Annotated in this window: 21 protein-coding genes; 8 read left to right on the forward strand and 13 right to left on the reverse strand. The window is 74.3% G+C overall.

Annotation, left to right across the window (positions count from 1 at the left end; genetic code table 11):
• Positions 1–162 precede the first annotated feature (162 nt).
• Entirely contained in the window at positions 163–1,038 is an 876-nt protein-coding gene (locus IE287_RS18155) for an SDR family oxidoreductase (RefSeq protein WP_189850122.1), read from the reverse strand.
• A 227-nt stretch (positions 1,039–1,265) separates the two neighbouring features.
• Between IE287_RS18155 and IE287_RS18160 the strand changes: the two genes are divergently transcribed.
• A complete protein-coding gene (locus IE287_RS18160) occupies positions 1,266–2,159 on the forward strand; it encodes a tyrosine-protein phosphatase (RefSeq protein ID WP_189850123.1) in 894 nt (297 codons plus the stop codon).
• Positions 2,160–2,220: 61 nt separating this feature from the next.
• On the opposite strand, the gene IE287_RS18165 is transcribed toward IE287_RS18160, so the two are convergent.
• The 8 genes from IE287_RS18165 to IE287_RS18200 form a co-directional block, all read right to left on the reverse strand.
• Positions 2,221–2,838, reverse strand: a complete 618-nt coding sequence (locus IE287_RS18165) for a TetR/AcrR family transcriptional regulator (protein ID WP_189850124.1) — start codon at positions 2,836–2,838, stop codon at positions 2,221–2,223.
• 130 nt (positions 2,839–2,968) lie between these two features.
• Positions 2,969–3,481, reverse strand: coding sequence for a pyridoxamine 5'-phosphate oxidase family protein (locus tag IE287_RS18170; RefSeq protein ID WP_189850125.1), 513 nt, complete (start codon positions 3,479–3,481; stop codon positions 2,969–2,971).
• A gap of 63 nt (positions 3,482–3,544) precedes the next feature.
• The gene (locus IE287_RS18175) at positions 3,545–3,922 is read right to left on the reverse strand and encodes a VOC family protein (protein ID WP_189850126.1); all 378 of its coding nucleotides are present in this window, start codon (positions 3,920–3,922) and stop codon (positions 3,545–3,547) included.
• 53 nt (positions 3,923–3,975) lie between these two features.
• Positions 3,976–4,695, reverse strand: coding sequence for a VWA domain-containing protein (locus tag IE287_RS18180; protein WP_189850127.1), 720 nt, complete (start codon positions 4,693–4,695; stop codon positions 3,976–3,978).
• Position 4,696: 1 nt separating this feature from the next.
• Positions 4,697–5,203: a hypothetical protein gene (locus IE287_RS38580; RefSeq protein ID WP_229883562.1), complete on the reverse strand. Its 507-nt coding sequence runs from the start codon at positions 5,201–5,203 to the stop codon at positions 4,697–4,699.
• A 141-nt stretch (positions 5,204–5,344) separates the two neighbouring features.
• Positions 5,345–6,805: a glutamate synthase subunit beta gene (locus IE287_RS18190; protein ID WP_189850128.1), complete on the reverse strand. Its 1,461-nt coding sequence runs from the start codon at positions 6,803–6,805 to the stop codon at positions 5,345–5,347.
• Positions 6,798–11,369, reverse strand: a complete 4,572-nt coding sequence (gltB, locus tag IE287_RS18195) for a glutamate synthase large subunit (protein ID WP_189850129.1) — start codon at positions 11,367–11,369, stop codon at positions 6,798–6,800. The genes IE287_RS18190 and gltB overlap by 8 nt, the downstream gene beginning before the upstream one ends.
• Before the next feature lie 521 nt (positions 11,370–11,890).
• On the reverse strand, positions 11,891–12,619 hold the full coding sequence (locus tag IE287_RS18200) for a VIT1/CCC1 transporter family protein (protein WP_189850130.1): 729 nt from the start codon (positions 12,617–12,619) through the stop codon (positions 11,891–11,893).
• 277 nt (positions 12,620–12,896) lie between these two features.
• On the opposite strand from IE287_RS18200, the gene IE287_RS18205 reads away from it, so the two are divergent.
• The 7 genes from IE287_RS18205 (at position 12,897) to IE287_RS18235 (ending at position 20,740) form a co-directional block, all read left to right on the forward strand.
• Positions 12,897–13,892, forward strand: a complete 996-nt coding sequence (locus IE287_RS18205) for an ADP-ribosylglycohydrolase family protein (RefSeq protein WP_189850131.1) — start codon at positions 12,897–12,899, stop codon at positions 13,890–13,892.
• Positions 13,889–15,148, forward strand: coding sequence for an ADP-ribosylglycohydrolase family protein (locus tag IE287_RS18210; protein ID WP_229883563.1), 1,260 nt, complete (start codon positions 13,889–13,891; stop codon positions 15,146–15,148). The genes IE287_RS18205 and IE287_RS18210 overlap by 4 nt, the downstream gene beginning before the upstream one ends.
• On the forward strand, positions 15,129–16,280 hold the full coding sequence (locus IE287_RS18215) for an ADP-ribosylglycohydrolase family protein (RefSeq protein ID WP_189850132.1): 1,152 nt from the start codon (positions 15,129–15,131) through the stop codon (positions 16,278–16,280). Before IE287_RS18210 ends, IE287_RS18215 begins: the two co-directional genes overlap by 20 nt.
• A complete protein-coding gene (locus tag IE287_RS18220) occupies positions 16,277–17,725 on the forward strand; it encodes an ADP-ribosylglycohydrolase family protein (protein WP_189850133.1) in 1,449 nt (482 codons plus the stop codon). The genes IE287_RS18215 and IE287_RS18220 overlap by 4 nt, the downstream gene beginning before the upstream one ends.
• Entirely contained in the window at positions 17,722–18,642 is a 921-nt protein-coding gene (gene rbsK, locus IE287_RS18225) for a ribokinase (RefSeq protein WP_189850134.1), read from the forward strand. Before IE287_RS18220 ends, rbsK begins: the two co-directional genes overlap by 4 nt.
• A complete protein-coding gene (locus IE287_RS18230; protein ID WP_189850135.1) occupies positions 18,639–19,865 on the forward strand; it encodes a CaiB/BaiF CoA transferase family protein in 1,227 nt (408 codons plus the stop codon). Before rbsK ends, IE287_RS18230 begins: the two co-directional genes overlap by 4 nt.
• A 98-nt stretch (positions 19,866–19,963) precedes the next feature.
• Positions 19,964–20,740, forward strand: coding sequence for an HpcH/HpaI aldolase/citrate lyase family protein (locus IE287_RS18235; protein ID WP_229883582.1), 777 nt, complete (start codon positions 19,964–19,966; stop codon positions 20,738–20,740).
• Between the two features lie 86 nt (positions 20,741–20,826).
• Here the strand turns inward: IE287_RS18235 and lgt are convergent, their stop codons facing one another.
• The 4 genes from lgt to trpB form a co-directional block, all read right to left on the reverse strand.
• Positions 20,827–21,828 (reverse strand): prolipoprotein diacylglyceryl transferase, encoded by a 1,002-nt coding sequence (gene lgt, locus IE287_RS18240; protein WP_229883564.1) that lies wholly within the window; start codon positions 21,826–21,828, stop codon positions 20,827–20,829.
• Positions 21,829–21,906: 78 nt separating this feature from the next.
• Complete coding sequence (locus tag IE287_RS18245; protein WP_189850137.1) at positions 21,907–22,728, reverse strand: DsbA family protein; 822 nt, start codon at positions 22,726–22,728, stop codon at positions 21,907–21,909.
• 64 nt (positions 22,729–22,792) lie between these two features.
• Positions 22,793–23,623 (reverse strand): tryptophan synthase subunit alpha, encoded by an 831-nt coding sequence (trpA, locus tag IE287_RS18250; protein ID WP_189850138.1) that lies wholly within the window; start codon positions 23,621–23,623, stop codon positions 22,793–22,795.
• Positions 23,620–24,858: a tryptophan synthase subunit beta gene (trpB, locus tag IE287_RS18255; RefSeq protein ID WP_189850139.1), complete on the reverse strand. Its 1,239-nt coding sequence runs from the start codon at positions 24,856–24,858 to the stop codon at positions 23,620–23,622. Before trpB ends, trpA begins: the two co-directional genes overlap by 4 nt.
• Positions 24,859–25,047 lie beyond the last annotated feature (189 nt).

Genomic DNA, 25,047 nt, shown 5'->3' on the forward strand with positions numbered 1-25,047 from the left:
GGGGGGGGGGAGGAGGGGGAGGCACGCCCACCCCGGCCCCCCGGGTCGCCCCGGCCCGACCCCGCCCGGTCGCGCCCGACCCCGACCCGGCCCGGCCCCGAACCCGGCCCGCCCCACGTCCCTCCCAGGCCCGCCCCCGGACCGGCCCCGCCCCGGGCTCCCCTACGCCCCGTACACCGGCTGCGGCGGCTCCGCGAGGGCGAGGAGTTTGCGGGCCGCCTCGCCCGCCTCCGCCGGGGTCCTGCGGTCGCCGCTGGACTCGCTGGGGCCGGGGCGCCAGCCCTCCATCACCGTCAGCCGGCCGCCCTCCGCCTCGAAGACCCGGCCGGTGACGCCCGAGGAGCCGGCCGAGCCGAGCCAGACGACCAGCGGGGAGACGTCCTCGGGGAGGGCCTGGAGGCCGTCGAAGACCTGCTCGGTCATCCGGGTGCGGGCGGCCGGGGCGATGGCGTTGACCTGGACGCCGTAGCGGGCGAGTTCGGCGGCGGCGACCAGGGTGAGGCCCACGATGGCGGCCTTGGCCGCCGCGTAGTTGCCCTGGCCGACGCTGCCGAGGAGCCCCGCGCCCGAGGTCGTCTGCACCACCCGCGCCTCGGGCACGCGCCCCGCCTTCGCCTCTTCGCGCCAGTGCGCGGCGGCGTGCCGCAGCGGCAGGAAGTGGCCCTTGGCGTGGACGCGCATCACCGCGTCCCAGTCCTTCTCGTCGAGGTTGACCAGCATCCGGTCGCGGAGGAAGCCGGCGTTGCAGACCAGGGTGTCGAGTCGGCCGAAGGCGTCGAGCGCGGTCGTGACCAGCGAGGCGGCGCCCTCGGTGGAGGCGATGTCGCCGCCGTGGGCGACGGCCTCGCCGCCGGCCGCCCTGATCTCCTCGACGACGGCGGTGGCCGGGTTGTCCGGCCCCGGCGTGCCGTCGAGGCCGACGCCCAGGTCGTTGACGACGACCCGGGCGCCCTCGGCGGCGAAGGCGAGGGCATGCGCCCGCCCGAGGCCGCGGCCCGCTCCGGTGACGACGACCACACGGTCCTCGCAGATCCCCATCTCGGTTCCCCTTCAAGGCTGTTCGGATGTCCCGCTGCTGCGCGGCGCAGGGCCGCCGCGGTGTGACGGCCGCTCCACGGAGGACGGGCGCACCCCTCCCCTACGGATCCCCCGGCTGCTACCTTCCTCCCCGGGAGGCCGCCTAACAAGCGTTTGGTTGACGGTAGCCGATGCGCTTCCGCGTGTCTCCACCCGCACCCCTTTCCCCCTCAGTAAGGGAGTCCGCCATGTCTCTGTCGAGACGCGCACTGCTGAGCTCCGCCGGCGCCGCCGTCGCCGTCGGGGCGCTCGCCCCCTCCCCCGCCTCGGCCCGCCCCCGGACCGCGGACCCGATCCGGCAGATCGCGCTCCAGGGCGCGGTGAACGTCCGCGACCTGGGCGGTCGCCGCACCGTCGACGGCGGGCGGGTGCGCCACGGCCTCGTCTTCCGGGGCGATCACCTCGGCAAGCTGACCGACGCCGACCTGGTCGTGCTCGGCGGGCTCGGACTGGCCCGCGCGGTCGACTTCCGGATCCCGCTGGAGGTCGCGTCGGACGGGGCCGACCGGCTGCCCGCCGGGGTGACCGCCGTCTCCCGGCCGATCACCGACGACGGCCTCTACGGGCGGTTGCAGGCCGCGATCGGCTCGCGCGACCCGGTGCGGCAGGAGCAGATGCTGGGCGGCGGCCGGGCGGCGGCCTTCATGTCGGGCGTGTACCGCACCTTCGTCACCGACGCGGCCAACCGCGAGGCCTTCGGACGGACCCTGCGCGAGCTCGCCGCGCCCGGCTCGGGGCCGGTGCTCCACCACTGCACCTCGGGCAAGGACCGCACCGGCTGGACGAGCTGGCTGGTCCTGCGGCTCGTCGGCGTGCCGGAACGCCTCGCCACCGAGGACTACCTGGCCTCCAACGCCTTCCGCGCCGCCCATGACGCCCGGGTCCGCGAGGGCCTCCGGCAGGCCGGCCTCATGCAGGACCCCGGCCTGATCGTGCCGCTCCAGGAGGTCCGCACGGAGTACCTGGACGCCGCCCTCGCCGAGGTCCGCGCCGGTTACGGCAGCCTGTACCGCTATGTGACGGCCGGCCTGGGCCTGGACCTGCGCACCCTGGCGGGTCTGCGGGAGCGGCTCGTCGGCTGACGCGGGCGGGCGCGGCCCGTGCGGGGGCCGCGCCCGCCCGCGTACGACCGCGCCCGCCCGGTCAGGCGCGCACGGCGATGCCGTCGAGGACCATCGACAGGTACTGGCGGGCGATCTCCTCGGGACGGTGGTGCCCGCCCGGCCGGTACCAGGAGGCCGCGACCCAGACGGTGTCGCGGACGAAGCGGTAGGTGAGCCGGATGTCGAGGTCGGCGCGGAACACGCCGTCCGCCACCCCGCGCTCCAGGGTGCCGAGCCAGGCCTTCTCGAACCTGCGCTGCGAGTCCGCGAGGTACGCGAAGCGGGGCAGGTCGGTGAGGTGCCGGGACTCCTTCTGGTAGATGGCGACGGCGGCGCGGTGCCGGTCGATCTCGCGGAAGGACTCCGTGACGAGCGCCTCGATGGTCTCCCGGGGGCCGAGACCGGCGGCCAGGACGGCGTCGTACCCCTCCCAGAGCTCGGCGAGGAAGGTGGAGAGGATCTCGTCGAGCATCGACTCCTTGGAGTCGAAGTGGTAGTAGAGGCTGCCGGCGAGCATGCCGGCGGCGTCCGCGATCTTGCGGACGGTGGTGGCGTTGTACCCCTGGGCGGCGAACACCTCGGCGGCGGTGTCGAGGAGTTCGCGGCGCCGCTCGGGCGCGGCGGCGTTCACCTGGTTCTTCTTCTTGGTCGCTGACACCCGCCCATTGTCGTCGCTCCGGGGGCGCCCGCCGCCGTACGGCCTCCGGGACGGGCCGTACGAGGACGAGGAGGGGCACGGGTACGGGGGGCGTACGGGTACGACGGGGAGGCGTACGGGTACGTGCGGCTCAGGCGTCCTCGCGCGGCGGGGCGTCGTCGTTGCCGCGCCGCAGCGTCCGGAGCGGGCGGCCCGGGCGCCAGGTGGTGAAGAGGAGCTCCTCGCCCTCGACCCGGATCCGCACGATCTCGCCGGGCTCCACCCGGAAGACGTGGAAGGGCAGCGGCATCCCGACCTCGGCGGCGTACCACGCGGCCTCCGCGGGATCGGTGACCTCGACGGCCCGGCCGGAGATCCGGACGTCCCCGCCGCCCATGGACGTGCCGGCGCCGGGGTTGGCGAGGAGCGAGAGGCGCGGGTCGCGCCGCAGGTCGAGCGCCTTGCGCGAGTTCGGCATCATGCCGAGCCGCAGGTCGCCGCCCCGGAAGTCCGCCTCGATGCCGCTGAGCCGGGGCGAACCGTCCGCGCGGAGGGTGGCGAGGGCGTGGTGGGTGTACTGCCCGAAGCGCTCCCGCACGGTGGCGGCCAGCGCGGGCTCGGCGGCCGCGAAGGCGGGCCAGGTGGTGGTTCCGGTGTCTCGCATGCGTCCAGGAGACACCGGATACCCGACACCTACTGTCCGGATTGCTCCGGGCGGCCGGAAGGCCTACGCGGCGGCCCGCTCCGCCGCGCTCCGCTCCACGCAGAACTCGTTCCCCTCCGGGTCGGCCAGCGTCGCCCAGCCGGTGCCGTCCGGGTTGCGGTGGTCGCCGACGAGGGTCGCGCCGAGGGCGAGCAGCCGCTCGACCTCCTCGTCCCGGGTGCGGTCCTGCGGCTGGACGTCGAGGTGGACGCGGTTCTTGACCGTCTTCGGCTCCGGGACCCGGATGAAGAGGAGACCGGCGCCCCCGGACTCGACGAGGGCCTCGGGGTCGCCGGGCCGGTCGTCGTCGGAGACCTTGGCGTCGAGCACCTCCGCCCAGAAGCGGGCGAGGGCGTAGGCGTCGGCGCAGTCGATGGTCACGTGGCGTACGAGAGAGCTCATGCGCCCATGATCCCCCCGGAGCCCGCGCCCGTCACCGGCGTTTCCACGGCCCGTCAGGAGCGGACGATGCCCTGGGCTCGGGCGGCGTCCAGCCAGCGGGGGAACTCGGCGACCAGCCGGTCGTACAGCTCGCCGTCCGCGACCCGGCCGGGCTCCCTCCCGGCATGGAAGAAGCCGGAGTTGTCGACGCAACGGCGCTCGGGGACGGCGAGTTCGTCGAGCCGGCGCAGGAAGTCGAACTGCTTGCTGCCGGGGTCGCCGAAGCCGACGAACTGCCAGAAGATCGGCAGCCGGGCCGCCTTGCAGACGTACCGCTCGGCGGCGAGCCGGTTGATGGGGCCGCCGTCGGTCTGGAAGACGACGAGGGCGGGCGCGGTGGCCCCGCTGTCGAGGTAGTGGTCGATGACCGCGTCCATGGCGAGGTGGTAGCTGGTCTTGCCCATGTGGCCGAGTCCGGCGACGATCCGCTCCACCCGCCCCTGGTGGTCGTCGAGGCGGATCTCGGTCTCGGCGTCGACGTCGGTGGAGAAGAAGACGACCGGCACCCGCCCGTCGTCGTCGAGCTGGGCGGAGAGCCCGAGGACCCGGTCGGCGAGCGCCTGGACGCTGCCGTCGTTGTAGTAGGGCTTCATCGAGCCGGAGTAGTCGACCACCAGGTAGACGGCGACGCGCTGCCCGTCGACGCCGTGCCGGCGCAGCGACTCCCCCGCCGACTTGTACAGACCGACCAGCGCGGGCGCGGTCTCCTCCACCTTGCGCAGGCTCAGTGCCATCTCAGCGCTCCCCCTCGGCTCTCTCGATGTCCGCGAGCACGGCGTCGGCCGGGTCGCGTTCGGCGGCGTGGTACCGCTCGGCCCGGGTGAGGGTGAGCAGCGGGTGCGCCCACGTCTCGTCGGCCCCGGCCGCGTCGGCGGCGGCGCGGCGGCGCGGGGTCTCGGCGTGGATCCGGCTGAGGGACGGGCTCCCGTGGAAGAGCCCGGGCGAGCGGTCCGCCCGCTTCTCGCAGTCGTAGCCGGACGGCTCCCGCCCGAAGGAGGGCGGTCCGAGCACGGCCCGGCTCGTCGCGGGAATCCCCGGCACGGCTCCGTCGTCCACCCCGTCCACCACGGACCGCAGTCTACGGCCCTTCCCCTCCCCGGCCTTCCCGATCCGGGTGACGGCCCGCACCACCAGGATCCGGGCCGGCCACGGCGTCGGCGAGGTGACGTGCCCGGTCCAGAGGGACACGGTCCCCCGGGAGGCCTGTCCGGAGGCGATCCGCCGGTGGTGCGAGCGGGTCACCCGCGCTTCCGCGGGAAAGGCGCGGGCGCGCGGGGATGCGCGGGGAACGCGCAGCGACGCCCGCCCCCTGAGTCCTCGGTCGGGGACGGGGCGGGCGTCGCTCAGTTCCGCACGTCGTTGTACGGGACATCCAGGGGCGCGTCAGACCAGCAGGGAGCGGTCCGTCGGGCGGATCGGGGCCGGCAGGGAGCTGGCGCCGGTGAGGTAGCGGTCGACGCCGCGGGCGGCCGAGCGGCCCTCGGCGATGGCCCAGACGATCAGCGACTGGCCGCGGCCGGCGTCGCCGGCGACGTAGACGCCGTCGACGTTGGTGGCGAAGTCCGCGTCGCGGGCGATGTTGCCCCGCTCGTCGAGGTCGACGCCGAACTGGGAGACCAGGCCGTTGGCGACGTCCGTGCCGGTGAAGCCCATGGCGAGGGTGACCAGCTGCGCGGGGATCTTCCGCTCGGTGCCCGGCTTCTGGGTCAGCTTGCCGTCGACGAACTCGACCTCGACGAGGTGGAGGAACTGGACGTTGCCGTCCTCGTCGCCCTCGAAGTGGGTGGTGGAGACGGAGTAGACCCGCTCGCCGCCCTCCTCGTGCGCCGAGGTGACCTTGTAGAGCATGGGGAAGGTCGGCCAGGGCTGGTTGGCGTTCCGGTCCTCGCCCGGTCGGGGCATGATCTCCAGCTGGGTGACGGAGGCCGCGCCCTGGCGGTGGGCGGTGCCGACGCAGTCGGCGCCGGTGTCGCCGCCGCCGATGACGACGACGTGCTTGCCCTCGGCGGTGATCGGCGCGGCCACGAAGTCGCCCTCGACGACCTTGTTGGCGAGCGGCAGGTACTCCATCGCCTGGTGGATGCCGGCCAGCTCGCGGCCGGGCACCGGCAGGTCGCGGGCGGTGGTGGCGCCTGCGGCGACCACGACCGCGTCGAACCGCTTGCGCAGGTCGGTGGCGGTGATGTCGCGGCCGACCTCGACGCCGGTGCGGAACTTGGTGCCCTCCGCGCGCATCTGCTCGATGCGGCGGTTGATGTGGCGCTTCTCCATCTTGAACTCGGGGATGCCGTAGCGCAGCAGGCCGCCGATGCGGTCGGCGCGCTCGTACACGACCACGGTGTGGCCGGCCCGGGTCAGCTGCTGGGCGGCGGCGAGACCGGCCGGACCGGAGCCGATGACGGCGACGGTCTTGCCGGAGAGGCGGTCCGGGGCCTGCGGCTTGACGTCGTTGGCGTCCCACGCCTTGTCGATGATGGAGACTTCGACGTTCTTGATGGTGACGGCCGGCTGGTTGATGCCGAGCACGCACGCCGACTCGCACGGCGCCGGGCACAGGCGGCCGGTGAACTCCGGGAAGTTGTTGGTGGCGTGCAGGCGCTCCTGCGCCGCCGACCAGTCCTCGCGGTAGGCGTAGTCGTTCCACTCGGGGATGAGGTTCCCGAGCGGGCAGCCGTTGTGACAGAACGGGATGCCGCAGTCCATGCAGCGGCCGGCCTGCTTGCTGATGATCGGCAGCAGGGAGCCGGGGACGTAGACCTCGTTCCAGTCGCGGACGCGCTCCGCGACGGGGCGGGTCTCGGCGACCTCGCGGCCGGTGGTGAGGAAGCCCTTCGGGTCAGCCATGGGTCGCCGCCTCCATCATCTTCTCGGTGGTCTCCTGCTCGGAGAGACCGGCGAGCTCAGCGGCGTCCTTGGCGGCGAGCACTGCCTTGTACGTGGTCGGGATGATCTTGCTGAAGCGGCTCACCGCCGCGTCCCAGTCGGCCAGGAGCTTCTCGGCCACGGTCGATCCGGTCTCCTCCTGGTGGCGGCGCACGACGTCGTGCAGCCAGGCCTCGTCGTCCTCCGACAGGGCCTCGACCGCGCCCTGGTTGCCGGAGTTGACGTGGTTCGGGTCGAGGTCGATGACGTAGGCCACGCCACCGGACATGCCCGCCGCGAAGTTGCGGCCGGTCTCGCCGAGGACGACCGCGGTGCCGCCGGTCATGTACTCGCAGCCGTGGTCGCCCACGCCCTCCGAGACGACCAGGGCGCCGGAGTTGCGGACGCAGAAGCGCTCGCCGGTGCGGCCGCGCAGGAAGAGCTCGCCGCCGGTGGCCCCGTACGCGATGGTGTTGCCCGCGATGGTGGAGTACTCGGCCAGGTGGTCGGCGCCCCGGTCCGGGCGGACGATCACGCGGCCGCCGGAGAGGCCCTTGCCGACGAAGTCGTTGGCGTCGCCCTCCAGGCGGAGGGTGACACCGGCCGGCAGGAAGGCGCCGAAGGACTGGCCCGCGGAGCCGGTGAAGGTGAGGTCGATGGTGTCGGCCGGGAGGCCGGCGCCGCCGAACTTCTTCGTCACCTCGTGGCCGAGCATGGTGCCGACCGTGCGGTTGATGTTGCGGATCGCGACCTGGGCGCGGACCGGCTGGGCCTGCTCGGCGGAGGGGGCGTTCAGCGCCTCGGCGGCGAGCTGGATCAGCTGGTTGTCGAGCGCCTTCTCCAGGCCGTGGTCCTGCTCGACCAGGGCGTGGCGGACCGCGCCCTCGGCCAGCTCCGGCACGTAGAAGAGCGGCTCCAGGTCCAGGCCCTGCGCCTTCCAGTGGGAGACGGCGCGGCTGGTGTCGAGCAGCTCGGCGTGGCCGACGGCCTCCTCGATGGTGCGGAAGCCCAGCTCGGCGAGGAGCTCGCGGACCTCCTGCGCGATGAACTCGAAGAAGTTGACGACGTACTCGGCCTTGCCGGAGAAGCGGTCGCGCAGGACCGGGTTCTGGGTGGCGATGCCGACCGGGCAGGTGTCCAGGTGACAGACGCGCATCATGACGCAGCCGGAGACGACGAGCGGAGCGGTCGCGAAACCGAACTCCTCGGCGCCGAGCAGCGCGGCGATGACGACGTCGCGGCCGGTCTTCAACTGGCCGTCGGTCTGGACGACGATCCGGTCCCGCAGGCCGTTGAGCAGCAGCGTCTGCTGGGTCTCGGCGAGGCCGAGCTCCCAGGGGCCGCCCGCGTGCTTCAGCGAGGTCAGCGGGGAGGCGCCGGTGCCGCCGTCGTGGCCGGAGATGAGGACGACGTCCGCGTGGGCCTTGGAGACGCCGGCCGCGACCGTGCCGACGCCGACCTCGGAGACCAGCTTCACGTGGATGCGGGCCGCCGGGTTGGCGTTCTTGAGGTCGTGGATCAGCTGGGCCAGGTCCTCGATGGAGTAGATGTCGTGGTGCGGCGGCGGCGAGATGAGGCCGACGCCGGGCGTCGAGTGGCGCGTCCTGGCGACCCACGGGTAGACCTTGTGGCCGGGCAGCTGGCCGCCCTCGCCGGGCTTGGCGCCCTGGGCCATCTTGATCTGGATGTCGTCGGCGTTGACCAGGTACTCGGAGGTGACGCCGAAGCGGCCGGAGGCGACCTGCTTGATCGAGGAGCGGCGCGCCGGGTCGTACAGGCGCTCCGGGTCCTCGCCGCCCTCACCGGTGTTCGACTTGCCGCCGAGCTGGTTCATGGCGATGGCGAGGGTCTCGTGCGCCTCCTGGGAGATGGAGCCGTACGACATGGCGCCGGTGGAGAAGCGCTTGACGATCTCGGAGACCGACTCGACCTCGTCGACGGGGATCGACGGGCGGTCGGAGGAGAAGCCGAACAGGCCGCGGAGCGTCATCAGGCGCTCGGACTGCTCGTTCACCCGGTCCGTGTACTGCTTGAAGATGTCGTACCGCTTGTTCCGCGTGGCGTGCTGGAGGCGGAAGACGGTCTCCGGGTCGAAGAGGTGCGGCTCGCCCTCGCGGCGCCACTGGTACTCGCCGCCGATCTCCAGCGCGCGGTGCGCGGAGGCGATGCCGGTGGCCGGGTAGGCCTTGGCGTGGCGGGCGGCGACCTCCTGGGCGACGACGTCCAGGCCGGCGCCGCCGATCTTGGTGGCGGTGCCGTTGAAGTACCGGGCGACGAACTCGGCGTCGAGGCCGACGGCCTCGAAGACCTGGGCGCCGCGGTAGGAGGCGACCGTCGAGATGCCCATCTTCGACATGACCTTCAGGACGCCCTTGCCGAGGGCGTAGATCAGGTTGCGGATGGCCTGCTCGGGCTCGATGTCGCTGAGGAAGGTGCCCGCGCGGAGCAGGTCCTCGACGGACTCCATGGCGAGGTACGGGTTGACCGCCGCGGCGCCGTAGCCGATGAGCAGGGCGACGTGGTGGACCTCGCGGACGTCGCCGGCCTCGACCAGCAGGCCCACCATGGTGCGCTGCTTGGTGCGGATGAGGTGGTGGTGGACGGCGGCGGTGAGCAGCAGCGACGGGATCGGCGCGTGCTCGGCGTCGGAGTGCCGGTCGGAGAGGACGATCAGGCGGGCGCCGCCCTCGATGGCCGCGTCGGCCTCGGCGCAGATGGCCTCGATGCGGGCGGCGAGGGCCTCGCCGCCGCCGGAGACCCGGTAGAGGCCGGAGAGCGTGGCGGCCTTCATGCCCGGCATGTCGCCGTCGTGGTTGATGTGGATGAGCTTGGCGAGCTCGTCGTTGTCGATCACCGGGAAGGGCAGGGTGACGCTGCGGCAGGAGGCCGCGGTCGGGTCGAGCAGGTTGCCCTGGGGACCGAGGGAGGAGCGCAGCGAGGTGACGAGCTCTTCGCGGATGGCGTCCAGCGGCGGGTTGGTGACCTGCGCGAACAGCTGGGTGAAGTAGTCGAAGAGCAGCCGGGGGCGCTCGGAGAGGGCCGCGATGGGCGAGTCGGTGCCCATGGAGCCGATCGGCTCGGCGCCGGCGCGGGCCATCGGGGCGAGGATGACGCGGAGCTCTTCCTCGGTGTAGCCGAAGGTCTGCTGGCGGCGGGTGACCGAGGCGTGGGTGTGCACGATGTGCTCGCGCTCGGGGAGGTCGGAGAGCTCGATCTCGCCGGTCTCCAGCCACTCCGCGTAGGGCTGCTCGGCGGCGAGGCCGGCCTTGATCTCGTCGTCCTCGATGATGCGGTGCTCGACGGTGTCGACGAGGAACATCTTGCCGGGCTGGAGGCGGCCCTTGCGGACGACCCTGGCGGGGTCGATGTCGAGGACGCCGACCTCGGAGGAGAGGACGACGAGGCCCTCGTCGGTGACCCAGTAGCGGCCGGGGCGCAGACCGTTGCGGTCGAGGACCGCGCCGACCTGGAGGCCGTCGGTGAAGGTGACGCAGGCCGGGCCGTCCCAGGGCTCCATCATCGTGGAGTGGTACTGGTAGAAGGCGTGCCGCGCGGGGTCCATGGAGTCGTGGTTCTCCCACGCCTCGGGGACCATCATCAGCACGGCGTGCGGCAGCGAGCGGCCGCCGAGGTGGAGCAGCTCCAGGACCTCGTCGAAGGAGGCGGTGTCGGAGGCGTCCGGCGTGCAGATCGGGAAGATCCGGTCCAGGCCCTTGCCGCCGCGGCTCTCGCCGAAGACGTCGCCGGCGAGCTGGGCCTCGCGGGCGGTCATCCAGTTGCGGTTGCCCTTGACCGTGTTGATCTCGCCGTTGTGGGCGACGAAGCGGTACGGGTGGGCGAGCGGCCAGCTCGGGAAGGTGTTGGTGGAGAACCGGGAGTGGACGAGGGCGATGGCGGAGGCCAGGCGCCGGTCCGACAGGTCCGGGAAGAACGGCTCCAGCTGGCCGGTGGTGAGCATGCCCTTGTAGACGAGCGTGCGGGCGGAGAGCGACGGGAAGTACGTCGCGGCCTCGCGCTCGGCGCGCTTGCGGAGGACGAAGGCCTTGCGGTCCAGCGCGATGCCGGTGCTCTCCCCGTCGGTCACGAAGACCTGGCGGAAGACCGGCATGGTGGAGCGGGCGCTGGCGCCGAGGAGGCCGGGGGCGACGGGGACCTCGCGCCAGCCGAGGACGGTGAGGCCCTCGTCGGCGGCGATCGTCTCGATCGCGGCGGCGGTCTCATCGGCGGTGTCGACGGGGAGGAAGGCGGTGCCCACCGCGTACGCGCCGGCCTCGGGCAGCTCGAAGCCGGTGACCTCGCGGAAGAAGGCGTCCGGGACCTGGAGCAGGATGCCCGCACCGTCGCCGGAGTCCGGCTCGGAGCCGGTGGCGCCGCGGTGCTCGAGGTTGCGCAGTACGGTCAGCGCCTGCTCGACCAGCGCGTGGCTGGCCACACCGGTGAGGGTGGCCACGAACCCGACACCGCAGGCGTCGTGTTCGTTACGGGGGTCGTACATGCCCTGGGGGGCGGGGCGACCGTCCATGGGCGACCAGGCGTCGGAACGCATCGGCTCTCCCGTCGTCGTCGTGGCATATGCAGATGCCGAGGGACGACGTTGGCCCTCCGCGAAATTTCGTGCAGGTTACATGATGGCGGGCTTCTCGCCTAGCGGATAGCTCGTTCCAGCATGCGGACACCTCCGACACGGAGCGGTGGTGTGCGTTCACCTGTTCTTCCTGGGTGCGGCGGCAGTGACTGCTCCGTGACTGCTCCGCGGGGGACGGGACCGGACCGGTCCGCCTCTGGAGGGCTTCATTGCCCAGCGACGCTTCTGCCTCTTTCCCGTTGGTCACGGGTTCGAAACCGCCGGGTAACCGGCTACATATGTGGCGTCCTGCATAGTGTCTCATCGCCGCGAGGATTCCGAGCAGGGATATTCGTCACAGCGAGAATGCGGCCTTCAGACCGAAAAGTCACCCCGAAAAGCCCGGAAGATCCCCCCTGGGATCCTCGCGGGCTTCTGCGGTGGTGCGGATTCCGTCCCCCGGCCACGCGGGGGGACGGGCGGCCGGCACCCCGGCCGGACGGCTAGAGCGCGGCCCCGAAGAGCATGCCGAGGCCGTACGTGACGGCCGCGGCGGCACCGCCGAGGACCAGCTGGCGCAGGCCGCTGAAGAGCCAGCCGCGCGCGGTGACCCGGGCGACCAGCGCGCCGCAGGCGAAGAGGCCGAGGAGGGCGAGCAGCACGGCCGGCCAGAGCGCGGTCGCGCCGAGCAGGTACGGCAGGACGGGCAGCAGCGCACCCAGGGCGAAGGAGCCGAAGGACGAGACGGCGGCGACCATCGGCGACGGCAGGTCGTCGGGGTCGATGCCCAGCTCCTCGCGGGCGTGGATCTCCAGCGCCCGCTCGGGGTCCTTCGACAGCTGCATGGCGACCTCGCGGGCGAGCGCGGGCTCGACGCCCCGGGAGACGTAGAGGGCCGCGAGCTCCTCCATCTCGTCGATCGGGTGCTTGCGCAACTGACGGCGCTCCACGTCCAGTTCCGCCTGGACGAGCTCGCGCTGCGAGGCGACCGAGGTGTACTCGCCGGCCGCCATGGAGAAGGCGCCGGCCGCGAGGCCGGCGAGGCCGGTGACGACGACCGTCTGCGAGGAGACCGCGCCGCCGGCCACGCCGGTCATGAGGGCCAGGTTGGAGACGAGTCCGTCCATCGCGCCGAAGACCGCCGGGCGCAGCCAACCACCGTTCACGTCACGGTGGGTGTGGTTGTCGCGGTGGGCCTCGTGCAGTGGTGCCTGGGCTTCGATGATGGACATGGCTCTCCCCTCGTTCCGGCGGGCCGGGTCGCACCCGCCGCTCCCGACACCCTCGAAAATACGCGCGATGTAAGGGTCTCGCCAGCAAGGCAGGCCGTACTTAGTAAGGCCCGCCTCAGTGTGGCGAGCCTTCCTTGACGCCCCGTCAGTCCCGTTCGTCCCACGGACAGACGGGTGACAGTCCGCCTCCACCGGCGAGTCGTCCGTTCCTCGTGGCACAGATCCAGGCGAAGGGGTACCGCCGAAGAGGTGCCCGCACCGAGGAAGGGGCGCGGAGATGGTGACCACGACATGCGACACCCGTGAACGGGCGAGGGGAGCGCTCCTCGGCCTCGCCGTCGGCGACGCGCTCGGCGCCCCCGCCGAGAACATGAAGCCCTCGGAGATCCGCCGCAGGTGGGGGCGGATCGAGGGCTTCCTGACGGACCGTCCGGCCGGCACGGACGACACCGAGTACGCGATCTTCTCCGCGCTGCTGCTCGCCCGGCACGGCTCGGCCCTCGCCGTCTCCCACGTCGAGGAGGCCTGGCACCGCTGGATCGCCGACCTCGACGAGGGCCCCTTCCGGGGCGCCGGCTTCTCCGAGCGCGGCACCCTGGAGAACCTCCGGCGGGGCCTGGCGGCCCCCATCTCCGCCCAGCACCGCCACGCCTGGTCGGACGGACTGGCCATGCGGGCCGCCCCCTTCGGCGTCTTCGCGGCCGGCCGGCCCGCCGAGGCGGCCCGGCTCGTCGCCATCGACGGCAGCGTCAGCCACGAGGGCGAGGGCATCTACGGCGGCCAGGCGGTGGCGGCGGGCGTCGCCGCCGCGATGTCGGGCGCCACCGTCACGTCGGTCATCGCGGCGGCCCTCTCCGTCATCCCCATGGACTCCTGGACGGCCCGCTCGCTGCGGCGCGCCGTGGTCGCGGCCCAGCGCGTCCAGCCGGACCCCCTCACCCGCGAGCGCCAGGTCCGCTCGGCGGTCGTCATCGGCGGCTACCCCTGGACCGACCTGGCCCCGGAGGCCGTCGGCCTCGCCTTCGGCGCCTTCGCGGCGGCCCGCGGCGACTTCCGCACGGCGGTCCTGACCGCCGTCAACATGGGCCGCGACGCCGACACCACGGCGGCGGTCGCCGGCGCCCTGGCCGGCGCGGCCGGCGGCGTCGCCGCGATCCCGGAGGAGTGGGCCGGCGCCATCGCCCCCGTCACCGGCAGCTGTCTCCCCACCATGCGCGGCTACCACGTCCTGGACGTGGCCGACCTCCTGACCGCAGAGGAGCCCCTCCGATGAGCGCCGACCTCACCATCACCGCCGACCCCCCCGCCCCGACCGGCCCCCTCACCCCTTCCGGGACCGCCCCGACCGGCCCCGCCGCCGGCCGCGCCACCGCACCCGCCGTGCCCGCCGCCCGCGACCGCGTCGAGGGCCTCCTGCTCGGGCTCGCCGCGGGCGACGCCGCCGGCTGGCCCGCCGCCCGGCACCGCGCCGCCCGGATGCCCGAGTGGACCCGCCGCCTGACCCGCGAGCTCGACACCTTCGCGGAGCAGAACGCGACGACCACCCTCCCCGTCCCCATCGCCCTCAACCAGCCCCCCGAGCCCCTCCGCCTCGGCCCCTCCGACGACGCCGAGTGGGCGGCCTTCACGGCGGAGGCGGTGCTCGCCGCCGCCGGCCCCCTCTTCGCCGGCCTCCCCCCGGAGCGCCGGCTCCGCGCCGCCGTGGACCTCGCCTGGAACCACCTCGCGGGCCAGGTCGCCGCCGCCGCCGACCGCGCTCCCGAGATCGAGTCCGCCGTCCTCCCGCTCCGGGCCCGGATCTCGGTCCGCGCCGGTCTCGGCAATCTGGCGACGGGGCTGCGGCCGCCCGCCACCGGCCACGACAACCCGCACTACTTCGACGACGCCGCCTGCGTCCGGGCCTGCGTCCTCGCCGTCGTGCACCCCGGCGACCCGCGCGCCGCCGCCGGACTCGCCGAGTTCGACGCCCGGTACACCCAGGACGGCGACGGCGTGCACGGCGCCCGCGCCGTCGCCGCGGCCGTCGCCGCGGCCCTCGGCGGCGCGGACGCCGACACCGCCGTGGCCGCCGCGCTCGCCGAACTCCCGCCGGCCACCGAGATCGGCCGCAACGCCCGGCACGCCGTGAAGCTGGCCCGGACCGCCGATTCCGCCTTCGAGCTGGTCCCGCTCCTGGAGCACCAGATCGTCGACCACGTCTACAGCTACGGCATCGCCGCCGCCGAGACCGTCCCCGTCGCACTCGCCCTGGCCGTCGCCGCGCGCGGCGCGATGACGGCGGCGGTCCCGGCCGCGGCCTGCCTCTCCCGGGTCGCGGACTCCGCACCCGCCCTGGCCGGCGCGCTCACCGGCGCGCTGGGCGGCGGCCGTTCGGTCCCGTCCAGCTGGCGGGAGGCGTGCCGGACGCTCTCGGGCTGCGCGCTCCCCCGCCTCGCCGGCACCGACCTGGTGGAACTCGCCGGGCTGCTGGGAGCCACGGAACCGGCGTCCCCAGGTGGACAATTCAGACATGACACCCACACTGGATGACCGGATCACCGGAAGTCTCCTCGGTGCCGCCGTGGGCGACGCCCTCGGCGGCCCCGTGGAGGGGTACACCCCCGAGCAGATCGCCGAACGCCACGGCGGCAGGGTCACCGGGATCGTCGGCCCCTGGAACGGCGACTCCTGGCGCACCGCCCGCCCCATCGCGCCGTACCACAAGGGTGACGGCCACGTCACCGACGACACCCTGATGACCCACGCGCTGATCCGGGTGTACGAGAGGGTCCGCGACCACCTCGACGCGTACGCCGTCGCGGACCACCTCGTCCCCGAACTCATGGGCGCCCCCGTGTGGATCCCCGAGCTGGAGGCGGAGGCGCTGCCCCTCCAGCGGGTCTTCCTCGCCGAGAAGTGGATCGTCGCCCGCCTCCACTACGGCCACGCCGACCCGCGCGAGGCCGGCACCGGGAACATCGTCAACTGCGGCGCCGCGATGTACATGGCCCCGGTCGGCCTGGTCAACGCCGCCGACCCGCACGGCGCCTACGCCGAGGCCCTCGACGTCGCGGGCGCCCACCAGTCCTCCTACGGGCGCGAGGCGGCCGGCGTCCTCGCGGCGGCGGTCGCGGCGGCCTGCGCCCCCGGCGCCACCCCGCGCTCGGTGGTCGACGCCGCCCTCGCCCTCGCCAAGGACGGCACCCGCGCCGCGATCGAGGCGGTCGCCGAAGCCGCCGACCGGCACCGCGACTTCGAGTCCGCGCTCGTACCGCTGCGCAGGGCGGTGGCCCCGTACGACTCCGTCGGGCCGGACTACCGGGCCCCCGGCCTCGACGCCCGCCGCCCCTCCCGCCTCCACTCCATCGAGGAGCTGCCGATCGCGCTCGGGATGCTCCTGGTCGGCGAGGGCGACTACCGCCGTACGGTCCTGGGCGCGGTCAACTACGGCCGGGACTGCGACTCCATCGCCACCATGGCGGGCGCGATCGCCGGGGCCCTGCACGGCGAGGCGGCCGTCCCCGCCGACTGGGCGAAGCGCGTGGCGGAGGCGAGCCGGCTCGACCTGCACGCCCCGGCGGCCGCCCTCACCGCCGTGGCCCACGAGGTCTTCGCCCGCGACACCGCCCGCCGCCGCGCCCACGAGGCCGCCCGCGCCGCCCTGACGGACCCGGCCCGATGACGGACACCGCGCCCCTCGCCCGCGCCCCGCTCGCGCCCCCCGGCCCGGATCCGGCCGTCCGGGTCACCTGGGTGCAGCCGGAGGACCTGGTCGGGCACGAGCTGCGGCAGGCCGGCGAGGACGGGCGGGACGCGCGGAGGATCGCCGCGCGCTGGGCCGCCGCCGGGGGCCGCCCGGCGCCGCCCGCCGCCGGCGCCTCCCCCGAGCCCCGGCCCGAGCTGCGGCCCCTCGCCGAGGAACTCCTCGACGCCCTCGCCGCCCTCCCCCGCCCCCGGGCCGCCGACGAACCCACCGCCCTCGACGCGATCGTCGCCGCCTGCCCCGACTGGCCGGGCCCCCGGCCGGCCGCACCGGGCGAGGGCCCCCCGGCCTCCCGCGCCTCCGACCCCGGTCTCCGCGACCGCCTGCACGCCGCCTGGCTCGGGCGGGCCGTGGGCTGCCTGCTCGGGAAGCCCGTCGAGAAGCTGCCGCTCGCCGCGATCCGGGCGCTCGCCCGGGCCGCGGGGAACTGGCCGCTCGACGACTGGTTCACCGCGCGCGGGGTCCCGCCGGAGCTGCTGGCGGCGCACCCCTGGAACCGTCGCTCCGCCGCCACCTCGCTCGCCGAGACCATCGACGGGATGCCCGAGGACGACGACCTCAACTACCCCCTCCTCGCCCTGCTCCTGCTCCGCCGCCACGGCCGCGGCTTCACCACCGCCGACGTGGCCCGCCTCTGGCTCGACGAGCTCCCCGCCGGCCGCACCTTCACCGCCGAGCGGATCGCCTACCGCAACCTCCTCGACGGGGTCGAGCCCCCGCTGACCGCCCTGCGCCGCAATCCCTTCCGGGAGTGGATCGGCGCCCAGATCCGGGCCGACGCGCACGGCTGGACCCACCCCGGCGACCCGGCCGCGGCCGCCGCGCAGGCCCACCGGGACGCCGTCCTCAGCCACACCGGCAACGGCGTGTACGGGGCGATGTTCGTCGCCGCGACCGTCGCCGCCGCCGCGGGCGGGACCGCCGACGTCCACCGGGCGCTCGCCGCCGGGCTCTCCGTCGTCCCGCCCCGCTCCCGGCTCGCCGAGGCCGTCCGGTACGCCCTCGACGCCGCCCGCGCCACACCGGCGCTCGACACCGTCGTGGACCTGCTGCACGCCCGGTACGGCGGGTACCACTGGGTGCATGCCGTGCCGAACACCGCGCTGCTCGCCGCCGCCCTCGCCCACGCCGACGGCGACTTCACCCGCTCCGTCTGCGCGGCGGTCTCCGGAGGCTGGGACACCGACTCGAACGGCGCCACCGCCGGCTCGGTCGCCGGGCTCCTCGCCGGGCACCCGGACCGGCTCCCCGACCGCTGGACCTCCCCCCTGAAGAACCGGCTCGCCACCTCGGTGCCGTCCTTCGACGGCATCGGCTTCGACACCCTCGCCGACCTGACCCATCTGGAGGCGGTACGCCCATGACCAGCATCGTGGTGCTCGGAAGCACCAACATGGACCTCGTGGCCTACGTGAAACGGGCCCCCGCCCGCGGGGAGACCGTCACCGGCCGCTCGTTCCGCACCGTCCCCGGCGGCAAGGGCGCCAACCAGGCGGTCGCCGCCGCCCGCGCCGGCGGCGAGGTCGCCATGATCGGCGCGGTCGGCTCCGACGACTTCGGCCACCGGCTCCGGGACGTGCTGGAGCACTGCTCCGTCGACACCGACCTGCTCCGCACCGTCGAGGGCCCGTCCGGCACCGCGCACATCGTCGTCGACGAGGAGGGCGGCAACGCGATCGTCGTCGTCCCCGGCGCCAACGGCTCCGTCACCTCCCTCAGCCGGGGCGACGAGGCCCTGATCAGCGGCGCCGACCTGCTCCTCCTCCAGCTCGAACTCCCCCTCTCCGTGGTCGTCGACGGTGCCGCGCACGCCCGCGGGCAGGGGGTCCGCACCGTCCTCACCCCGGCCCCCGCCCAGCCCCTTCCGCCCGAACTCTTCGACCTCACCGACCTGCTGGTGCCCAACGAGCACGAGGCCACCGCGCTCACCGGCCGCACCGACCCGCACGCCGCCGCCCTCGCCCTCCTGGAGGCCGTGCCCGAGGTGGTCGTCACGCTCGGCGCGGCCGGCTGCCTCTACGCGGCGCGCGGCGCGGAGCTCCTCACCGTGCCCGCCCCGCGGGTGCGGGCCGTCGACACCACCGCGGCCGGCGACACCTTCGTCGGCGCCCTCGCGGTCGCCCTCGGCGAGGGCCGCCCCGCGCCCGAGGCCCTCGCCTGGGCCGGCACCGCCGCCGCGCTCTCCGTCCGGCGCGAGGGCGCCTCGACCTCGATGCCGTACCGCACCGAGATCGAGGCCGCCCTCGGCACCCCCCCGTCCCTGGAGGCCGATCCCGCATGACCACCGCACCCTCCCCGGCGACCGCCGCGCCCTCCCCCGCCCCGCCCCTCCGGGGGCTGCGCGTCCTCGACCTGGCGACGCTCTTCGCCGGCCCGATGGCCGCCATGATGCTCGGCGACTTCGGCGCCGACGTCGTGAAGGTCGAACACCCCCGCAAGCCGGACCCGTCCCGGGGCCACGGCCCCTCCAAGGACGGGATCGGCCTCTGGTGGAAGGTGCTGGGCCGCAACAAGCGGACCATCACCCTCGACCTGTCCACCCCGGGCGGCCGGGACACCCTGCTCCGGCTGGCCGCCGACGCCGACGTGATCGTGGAGAACTTCCGCCCCGGCACCCTGGAGCGCTGGGGCCTGGGGTGGGAGGAGCTGTCCACCGTCAACCCCCGGCTCGTCCTGGCCCGCGTCACCGGCTTCGGCCAGTTCGGCCCGTACGCCCACCGCCCCGGCTTCGGCACCCTCGCCGAGGCGATGAGCGGCTTCGCCGCGATCACCGGCGAGCCCGACGGCCCTCCGACCCTGCCCCCCTTCGGCCTCGCCGACTCGATCGCCGCGCTCGCCACCGCGTACGCGGTGATGACCGCGCTCACCGCGCGGACGGCCGACGGCCGGGGCCAGGTCGTCGACATGGCCATCATCGAACCGATGCTCTCCGTCCTCGGCCCCCACGCCCTCTGGTACGACCAGCTCGGCTACGTCCAGCCGCGCACCGGCAACCGCTCCCGCAACAACGCCCCCCGCAACACCTACCGGACCCTCGACGACTCCTGGGTGGCCGTCTCCACCTCGGCGCAGTCCGTCGCCGAGCGCGTCCTGCGGCTGGTCGGCCGCCCCGAGCTGATCGACGAGCCGTGGTTCGCCGACGGCTCCGGCCGGGCCGCCCACGCCGACGTCCTCGACGAGGCCGTCGGCTCGTGGATCGCCCGCCACACCCGCGACCAGGCGATGGAGGCCTTCGAGAAGGCGGAGGCGGCCATCGCGCCCGTCTACGACGTGCGGGACGTCCTCGCGGACCCCCAGTACCAGGCGCTCGGCACGCTCACCGAGGTCCCGGACCCCGAGCTGGGCCCGATCCGCATGCAGAACGTGCTCTTCCGGCTCTCCGGCACCCCGGGCGGGATCCGCTGGGCCGGCCGGCCGCACGGCGCCGACACCGACGAGGTCCTGACCGCGGCCGGCCTCGCCCCGGCCGAGATCGGCGCCCTGCGCGCGCAGGGGGCGGTGTGAGCGCCCCGGGGGCGGGCGTCCCCGGCCCGGGCCCCCGCCGGGCCGGCCGGCCCGGCGGGGCGAACGGCAGGCACCGCGGCCGCCCCCTCCTCACCTGGCTGTACGCCCCCGGCGACCGCCCGGAGGTGGTCGCCAAGGCGCTCGGCTCCGGGGCCGACGTGGTCATCGTGGACCTGGAGGACGCGGTCGCCCCGGAGCGCAAGGCGTACGCCCTCGACGCCACCGCCGAGCTGCTCTCCGACGTCCACCCGGTCCCGGTGCACGTCCGCATCCACGCCCCGCGCGACATCCCCGCCCTGGCCTCCCTCCCCGGCCTCGGCGGTCTGCGGGTGCCCAAGGTGACGCACCCCTCGGACGTCCACCGGATCAGCGAGCTCGCCCCCGGCCTGCCCCTCTACCCGCTCCTGGAGAGCGCCCTGGCCGTGGAGCAGGCGTACGCCATCGCCACCGCCCACCCCGCCGTCCGCGGCCTCTCCCTCGGCGAGGCGGACCTCCGCGCCGACCTGGGGGTGCGGGAGGACCGCGGGCTCGACTGGCCCCGCAGCCGGATCGTGGTCGCCGCCCGCGCGGCCGCCCTGCCCCCGCCCGTGCAGTCGGTCCACCCGGACATCGGCGACCTGGAGGCGCTGGCCGCCGGATGCGCCCGGGGCCGGGCGCTGGGCTTCCTGGGCCGGGCGGCCATCCACCCCCGGCAGCTCCCGGTCATCGAGCGGGCCTACCTGCCGACGCCGCAGGAGATCGACGCGGCCCGCGCGGTGGTGGCCGCGGCGGAGACCGACCGGGGCGCGCTGGCCCTGGCGGACGGCCGGTTCGTGGACGCGGCGGTGGTGGCGGGCGCCCACCGCGTCCTCGCCCTCGCGGAGCGCGTCGGCTGACCCGTCCCCGGACACGCGCCCCGGACACGCGCGAGGGCCGCCGGGACCTCTCGGTCCCGGCGGCCCTCGCGTGCCGTGGGAAGGGGTCAGCCCTTGGCGGCCGACCCGGCGCCGTTCTCGGCGTCCTCGCCCGCGTCGGCGTCACCGTCGCGGACGGCGCGGTCGTCGGCGCCGGCGTCCGCGGAGTCCGCGGCCTTCGCCGTGTCGCCGGCGCCGTCGGAGTCGGAGTCGGAGTCGGCGGAGTCCTCGGCGTCGGCGGCATCCGCCTTCTTCCGGGAGCGCGGCTCGACGACCTCCTCGCGGCCCGGCCGGAGCCGTGCCGAGACCACCATGTAGACCACCGCGAGGACGAAGACGACGATCGCGGTCCACACGTTGAGGCGCAGGCCCAGGATGTGGTGCGCCTCGTCGACGCGCATGTACTCGATCCAGCCGCGGCCGGCGCAGTAGGCGGCCACGTACAGGGCGAAGGCGCGGCCGTGGCCCAGCCGGAAGCGGCGGTCGGCCCAGATGACCAGGAGGGCCACGCCGATGCACCACAGCGACTCGTAGAGGAAGGTCGGGTGGTAGAGGCCGGCCTCGCGGTTGGCGCTCTCGGTGATCTCCAGCGCCCACGGCAGGTCGGTGGGCTTGCCGTACAGCTCCTGGTTGAACCAGTTGCCCCAGCGGCCGATGGCCTGGGCGAGGGCGATGCCGGGGGCGATGGCGTCGGCGTAGGCCGGGAGCGGGACGCCCCGGCGGCGGCAGCCGATCCAGGCGCCGACGGCGCCGAAGGCGATGGCGCCCCAGATGCCGAGGCCGCCCTCCCAGATCTTGAAGGCGTCGACCCAGTTCTCACCCTCGCTGAAGTACAGCTGGTAGTCGGTGATCACGTGGTACAGGCGCCCGCCGACGAGGCCGAAGGGCACCGCCCAGACGGCGATGTCGGCCACGGTGCCGGCGGTGCCGCCCCGGGCGATCCAGCGCTTGTTGCCGAGCCAGACGGCGACGAAGACACCGAGGATGATGCAGAAGGCATAGCCGCGCAGCGGGATCGGTCCGAGGTGGAGGACACCGGTCGACGGGCTGGGAATGTAGGCAAGGTCCATGGCAGGTCCGACGCTACCCTGCCGGGCGGGCGGACCGGCAGCCCGCCCGGCAACGTCTGAATAACTAACCCGCCGGGGTCACCCCGCCGAGGGCGAGGCCGTGCCGGGCTTCTTGCCCTTGTTGGCCTCGGCGACCCACTTCTTCAGGTTCTCCGGCGAGATCTGCTCGCCGTCCTTGGTCGGGAAGATCGATTCTCCGTTGAGCAGCACGGACGGGGTGCCGCGGAAGCCGCCGGCCTGGAAGGCCTCGTTCGACTTCTCGACCCAGCCGTCGTGCGTGCCCTCCTCGACGCAGGAGCGGAAGGACGGCGTGTCGAGGCCGGGGACCTTCGCCGCGAGCTCGATCAGCTTGGCGTTGTTCCCGAAGGCGTCGTCGGTCTCCTGCGGCTGGTTGGTGTAGAGCGTGTCGTGGTACGGGGTGAACTTGCCGGCGTCCTGGGCACAGGCCGCCGCGTTCGCCGCGCGCAGCGAGCCGCTGCCGCCCATGTTGCCGTCGATGAGGGTGGCGAGGTGGTACTCGGCCTTGAGCGCGCCGGTGGCCTCCAGCTCGTGGATGCTGTCCCGCATGACGTTCTCGAACTGGGCGCAGGCGGGGCAGCGGAAGTCCTCCCAGATCTGGAGGGTGGACGGGGCGTCCGCCCTGCCGGTGGGGATGGCCGGCTTGTCGCCCTCGATCGAGCCGGTGGGGGCGACGACGGGCCCGGCCTTGGCCGAGTCGCCGTCCTTGCCGCTGTTGGCGGCGATCACGCCGACGACGGCGGCGAGGCCGAGGACGCCCACCACTCCCGCCGTCACGATGAGGACGCGCCGCTGCTTCTCGCGGGCCTTCTCGCGCTCGCGCTGCTGCTGAAGGCGCTCCCGCGCGCTCTTGTTGCTACCGTCACGGTTCTTCTCGCTCACGTCCACAGCAACGAACCGGGGAGGCGCGTCCGCGCCTCCCCGGTCCGATATCCACCCGAACGGACTACGACCGCTCCGAGGTGCGGCGCACGCCCTCGGCGAGTTCGGCCGCCAGTTCCTTTACGGCGGCGAGCCCGGCGGCCTCGTCGCCGTCGGCGTCCAGGATCCGCTGGACGAAGGCCGAGCCGACGATGACGCCGTCGGCGAAGGAGGCGACCTCGCGGGCCTGGTCGGCGTTGGAGACACCGAGGCCGACGCAGACCGGGATCTTCGAGGTGACGCGGGTCCGGCGGACCAGTTCGGCCGCCTGCTCGCCGACCGAGGCGCGGGTGCCGGTGACGCCCATGAGGGAGGCGGCGTAGACGAAGCCGGAGCCGGCCGCGGTGATGGTGGCGAGCCGCTCGTCCTGGCTGCTGGGGGCGACGACGAAGACGGTGGCGAGGCCGTGCCGCTCCGCGTGCTCCCGCCACAGCGCGGACTCCTGGACCGGCAGGTCGGGCAGGATGCAGCCCGCGCCGCCGGCCTCGGCCAGCTCGCGGACGAAGCGCTCGACGCCGTACCGGTCGATCGGGTTCCAGTAGGTCATCACGAGGACCGGCTTGCCGGTGGCCTCGTGGGCCTCCTTCACCGTGCGCATGACGTCGGCGATCCGGACCCCGCCCCGGAGCGCGATGTCGTCGGCGGTCTGGATGACGGGGCCGTCCAGGACCGGGTCGCTGTGCGGGAGCCCGACCTCGACGATGTCGGCGCCGCCGTCGAAGGCGGCCCTGATCGCCTTGATGCCCCCGTCCACGGTCGGGAAGCCGGCCGGGAGGTAGGCGATGAGCGCGGCACGGTCCTCGGCCTTGGCCCGGTCCAGGGTGTCGCCGAGCAGCTGGATGTTCCCGGTCGTCACTTCGACCCCTCCTCGTCGTACAGGCCGAAGTAGCGGGCGGCCGTGTCCATGTCCTTGTCTCCGCGGCCGGAGAGGTTGACGACGAGGAGCGCGTCCTTGCCGAGCTCCTTGCCGACCTCGATCGCCCCGGCGAGGGCGTGCGCCGACTCGATGGCCGGGATGATGCCCTCGGTGCGCGAGAGCAGCCGCAGGGCCTGCATGGCGGCGTCGTCGGTGACGGCCCGGTACTCGCCGCGGCCGCTGTCCTTGAGGTAGGAGTGCTCCGGCCCGATGCCCGGGTAGTCCAGGCCCGCCGAGATGGAGTACGGCTCGGTGATCTGGCCCTCGTCGTCCTGGAGGACGTAGCTGCGGGAGCCGTGCAGGATGCCGGGCTCGCCGGCGGTGAGGGTGGCCGCGTGCTCGCCGGTCTCGACGCCGTGGCCGGCCGGCTCGCAGCCGATGAGCCGGACGCCGGTGTCGGGCAGGAAGGCGTGGAAGAGGCCGATGGCGTTGGAACCGCCGCCGACGCAGGCGACGGCCGCGTCGGGGAGGCGTCCGGCGCGCTCCAGGAGCTGGCGGCGGGCCTCGACGCCGATGACCCGGTGGAAGTCGCGGACCATCGCGGGGAAGGGGTGCGGGCCGGCGACGGTGCCGAAGAGGTAATGGGTGCGGTCCACGTTGGCGACCCAGTCGCGGAACGCCTCGTTGATGGCGTCCTTGAGGGTGCGGCTGCCGGACTTCACGGCCACGACCTCGGCGCCGAGCATCCGCATCCGGGCCACGTTGAGCGCCTGGCGCTGGGTGTCGACCTCGCCCATGTAGATGGTGCAGTCGAGGCCGAAGAGGGCGCAGGCGGTGGCGGTGGCGACACCGTGCTGGCCGGCGCCGGTCTCGGCGATGACGCGGGACTTGCCCATGCGCTGGGTGAGCAGGGCCTGCCCGAGCACGTTGTTGATCTTGTGCGAGCCGGTGTGGTTCAGGTCCTCGCGCTTGAGGAAGATCCGTGCGCCGCCGGCGTGCTCGGCGAAGCGCGGCACCTCGGTGAGGGCGCTGGGCCGGCCGGTGTAGTGGGCCATGAGGTCGCCGAGCTCGCGGGCGAACTCGGGGTCGTTCTTGGCCTTCTCGTACTCGACGGCGACCTCGTCGACGGCGGCGACGAGGGCCTCGGGGATGAACTTGCCGCCGAAGGCGCCGAAGTAGCCCTCGGGCGACGGGACCTGACCCTCCGGGTCGGGGATGAAGAACGCGCTGGTCATACGGATGCAGCTCCTCGCGGGGCGATGCGGTCGAAAGGACATGACTCGCTTCGTGCGCGCGTCGCCCCCGGCGGCCCCGTGGGCAGGCGCCCCGCGGGGCGGGACGGGTGGGCACGGGGACGGCACCCCTTGCCGGGCCGAGGCCTTCCGGGCCTGGACCCGCACCCGGCGTACGGCTTCGTACGGGTG

This window comes from Streptomyces omiyaensis (assembly GCF_014650895.1).
Taxonomy (GTDB): Bacteria; Actinomycetota; Actinomycetes; order Streptomycetales; family Streptomycetaceae; genus Streptomyces; species Streptomyces omiyaensis.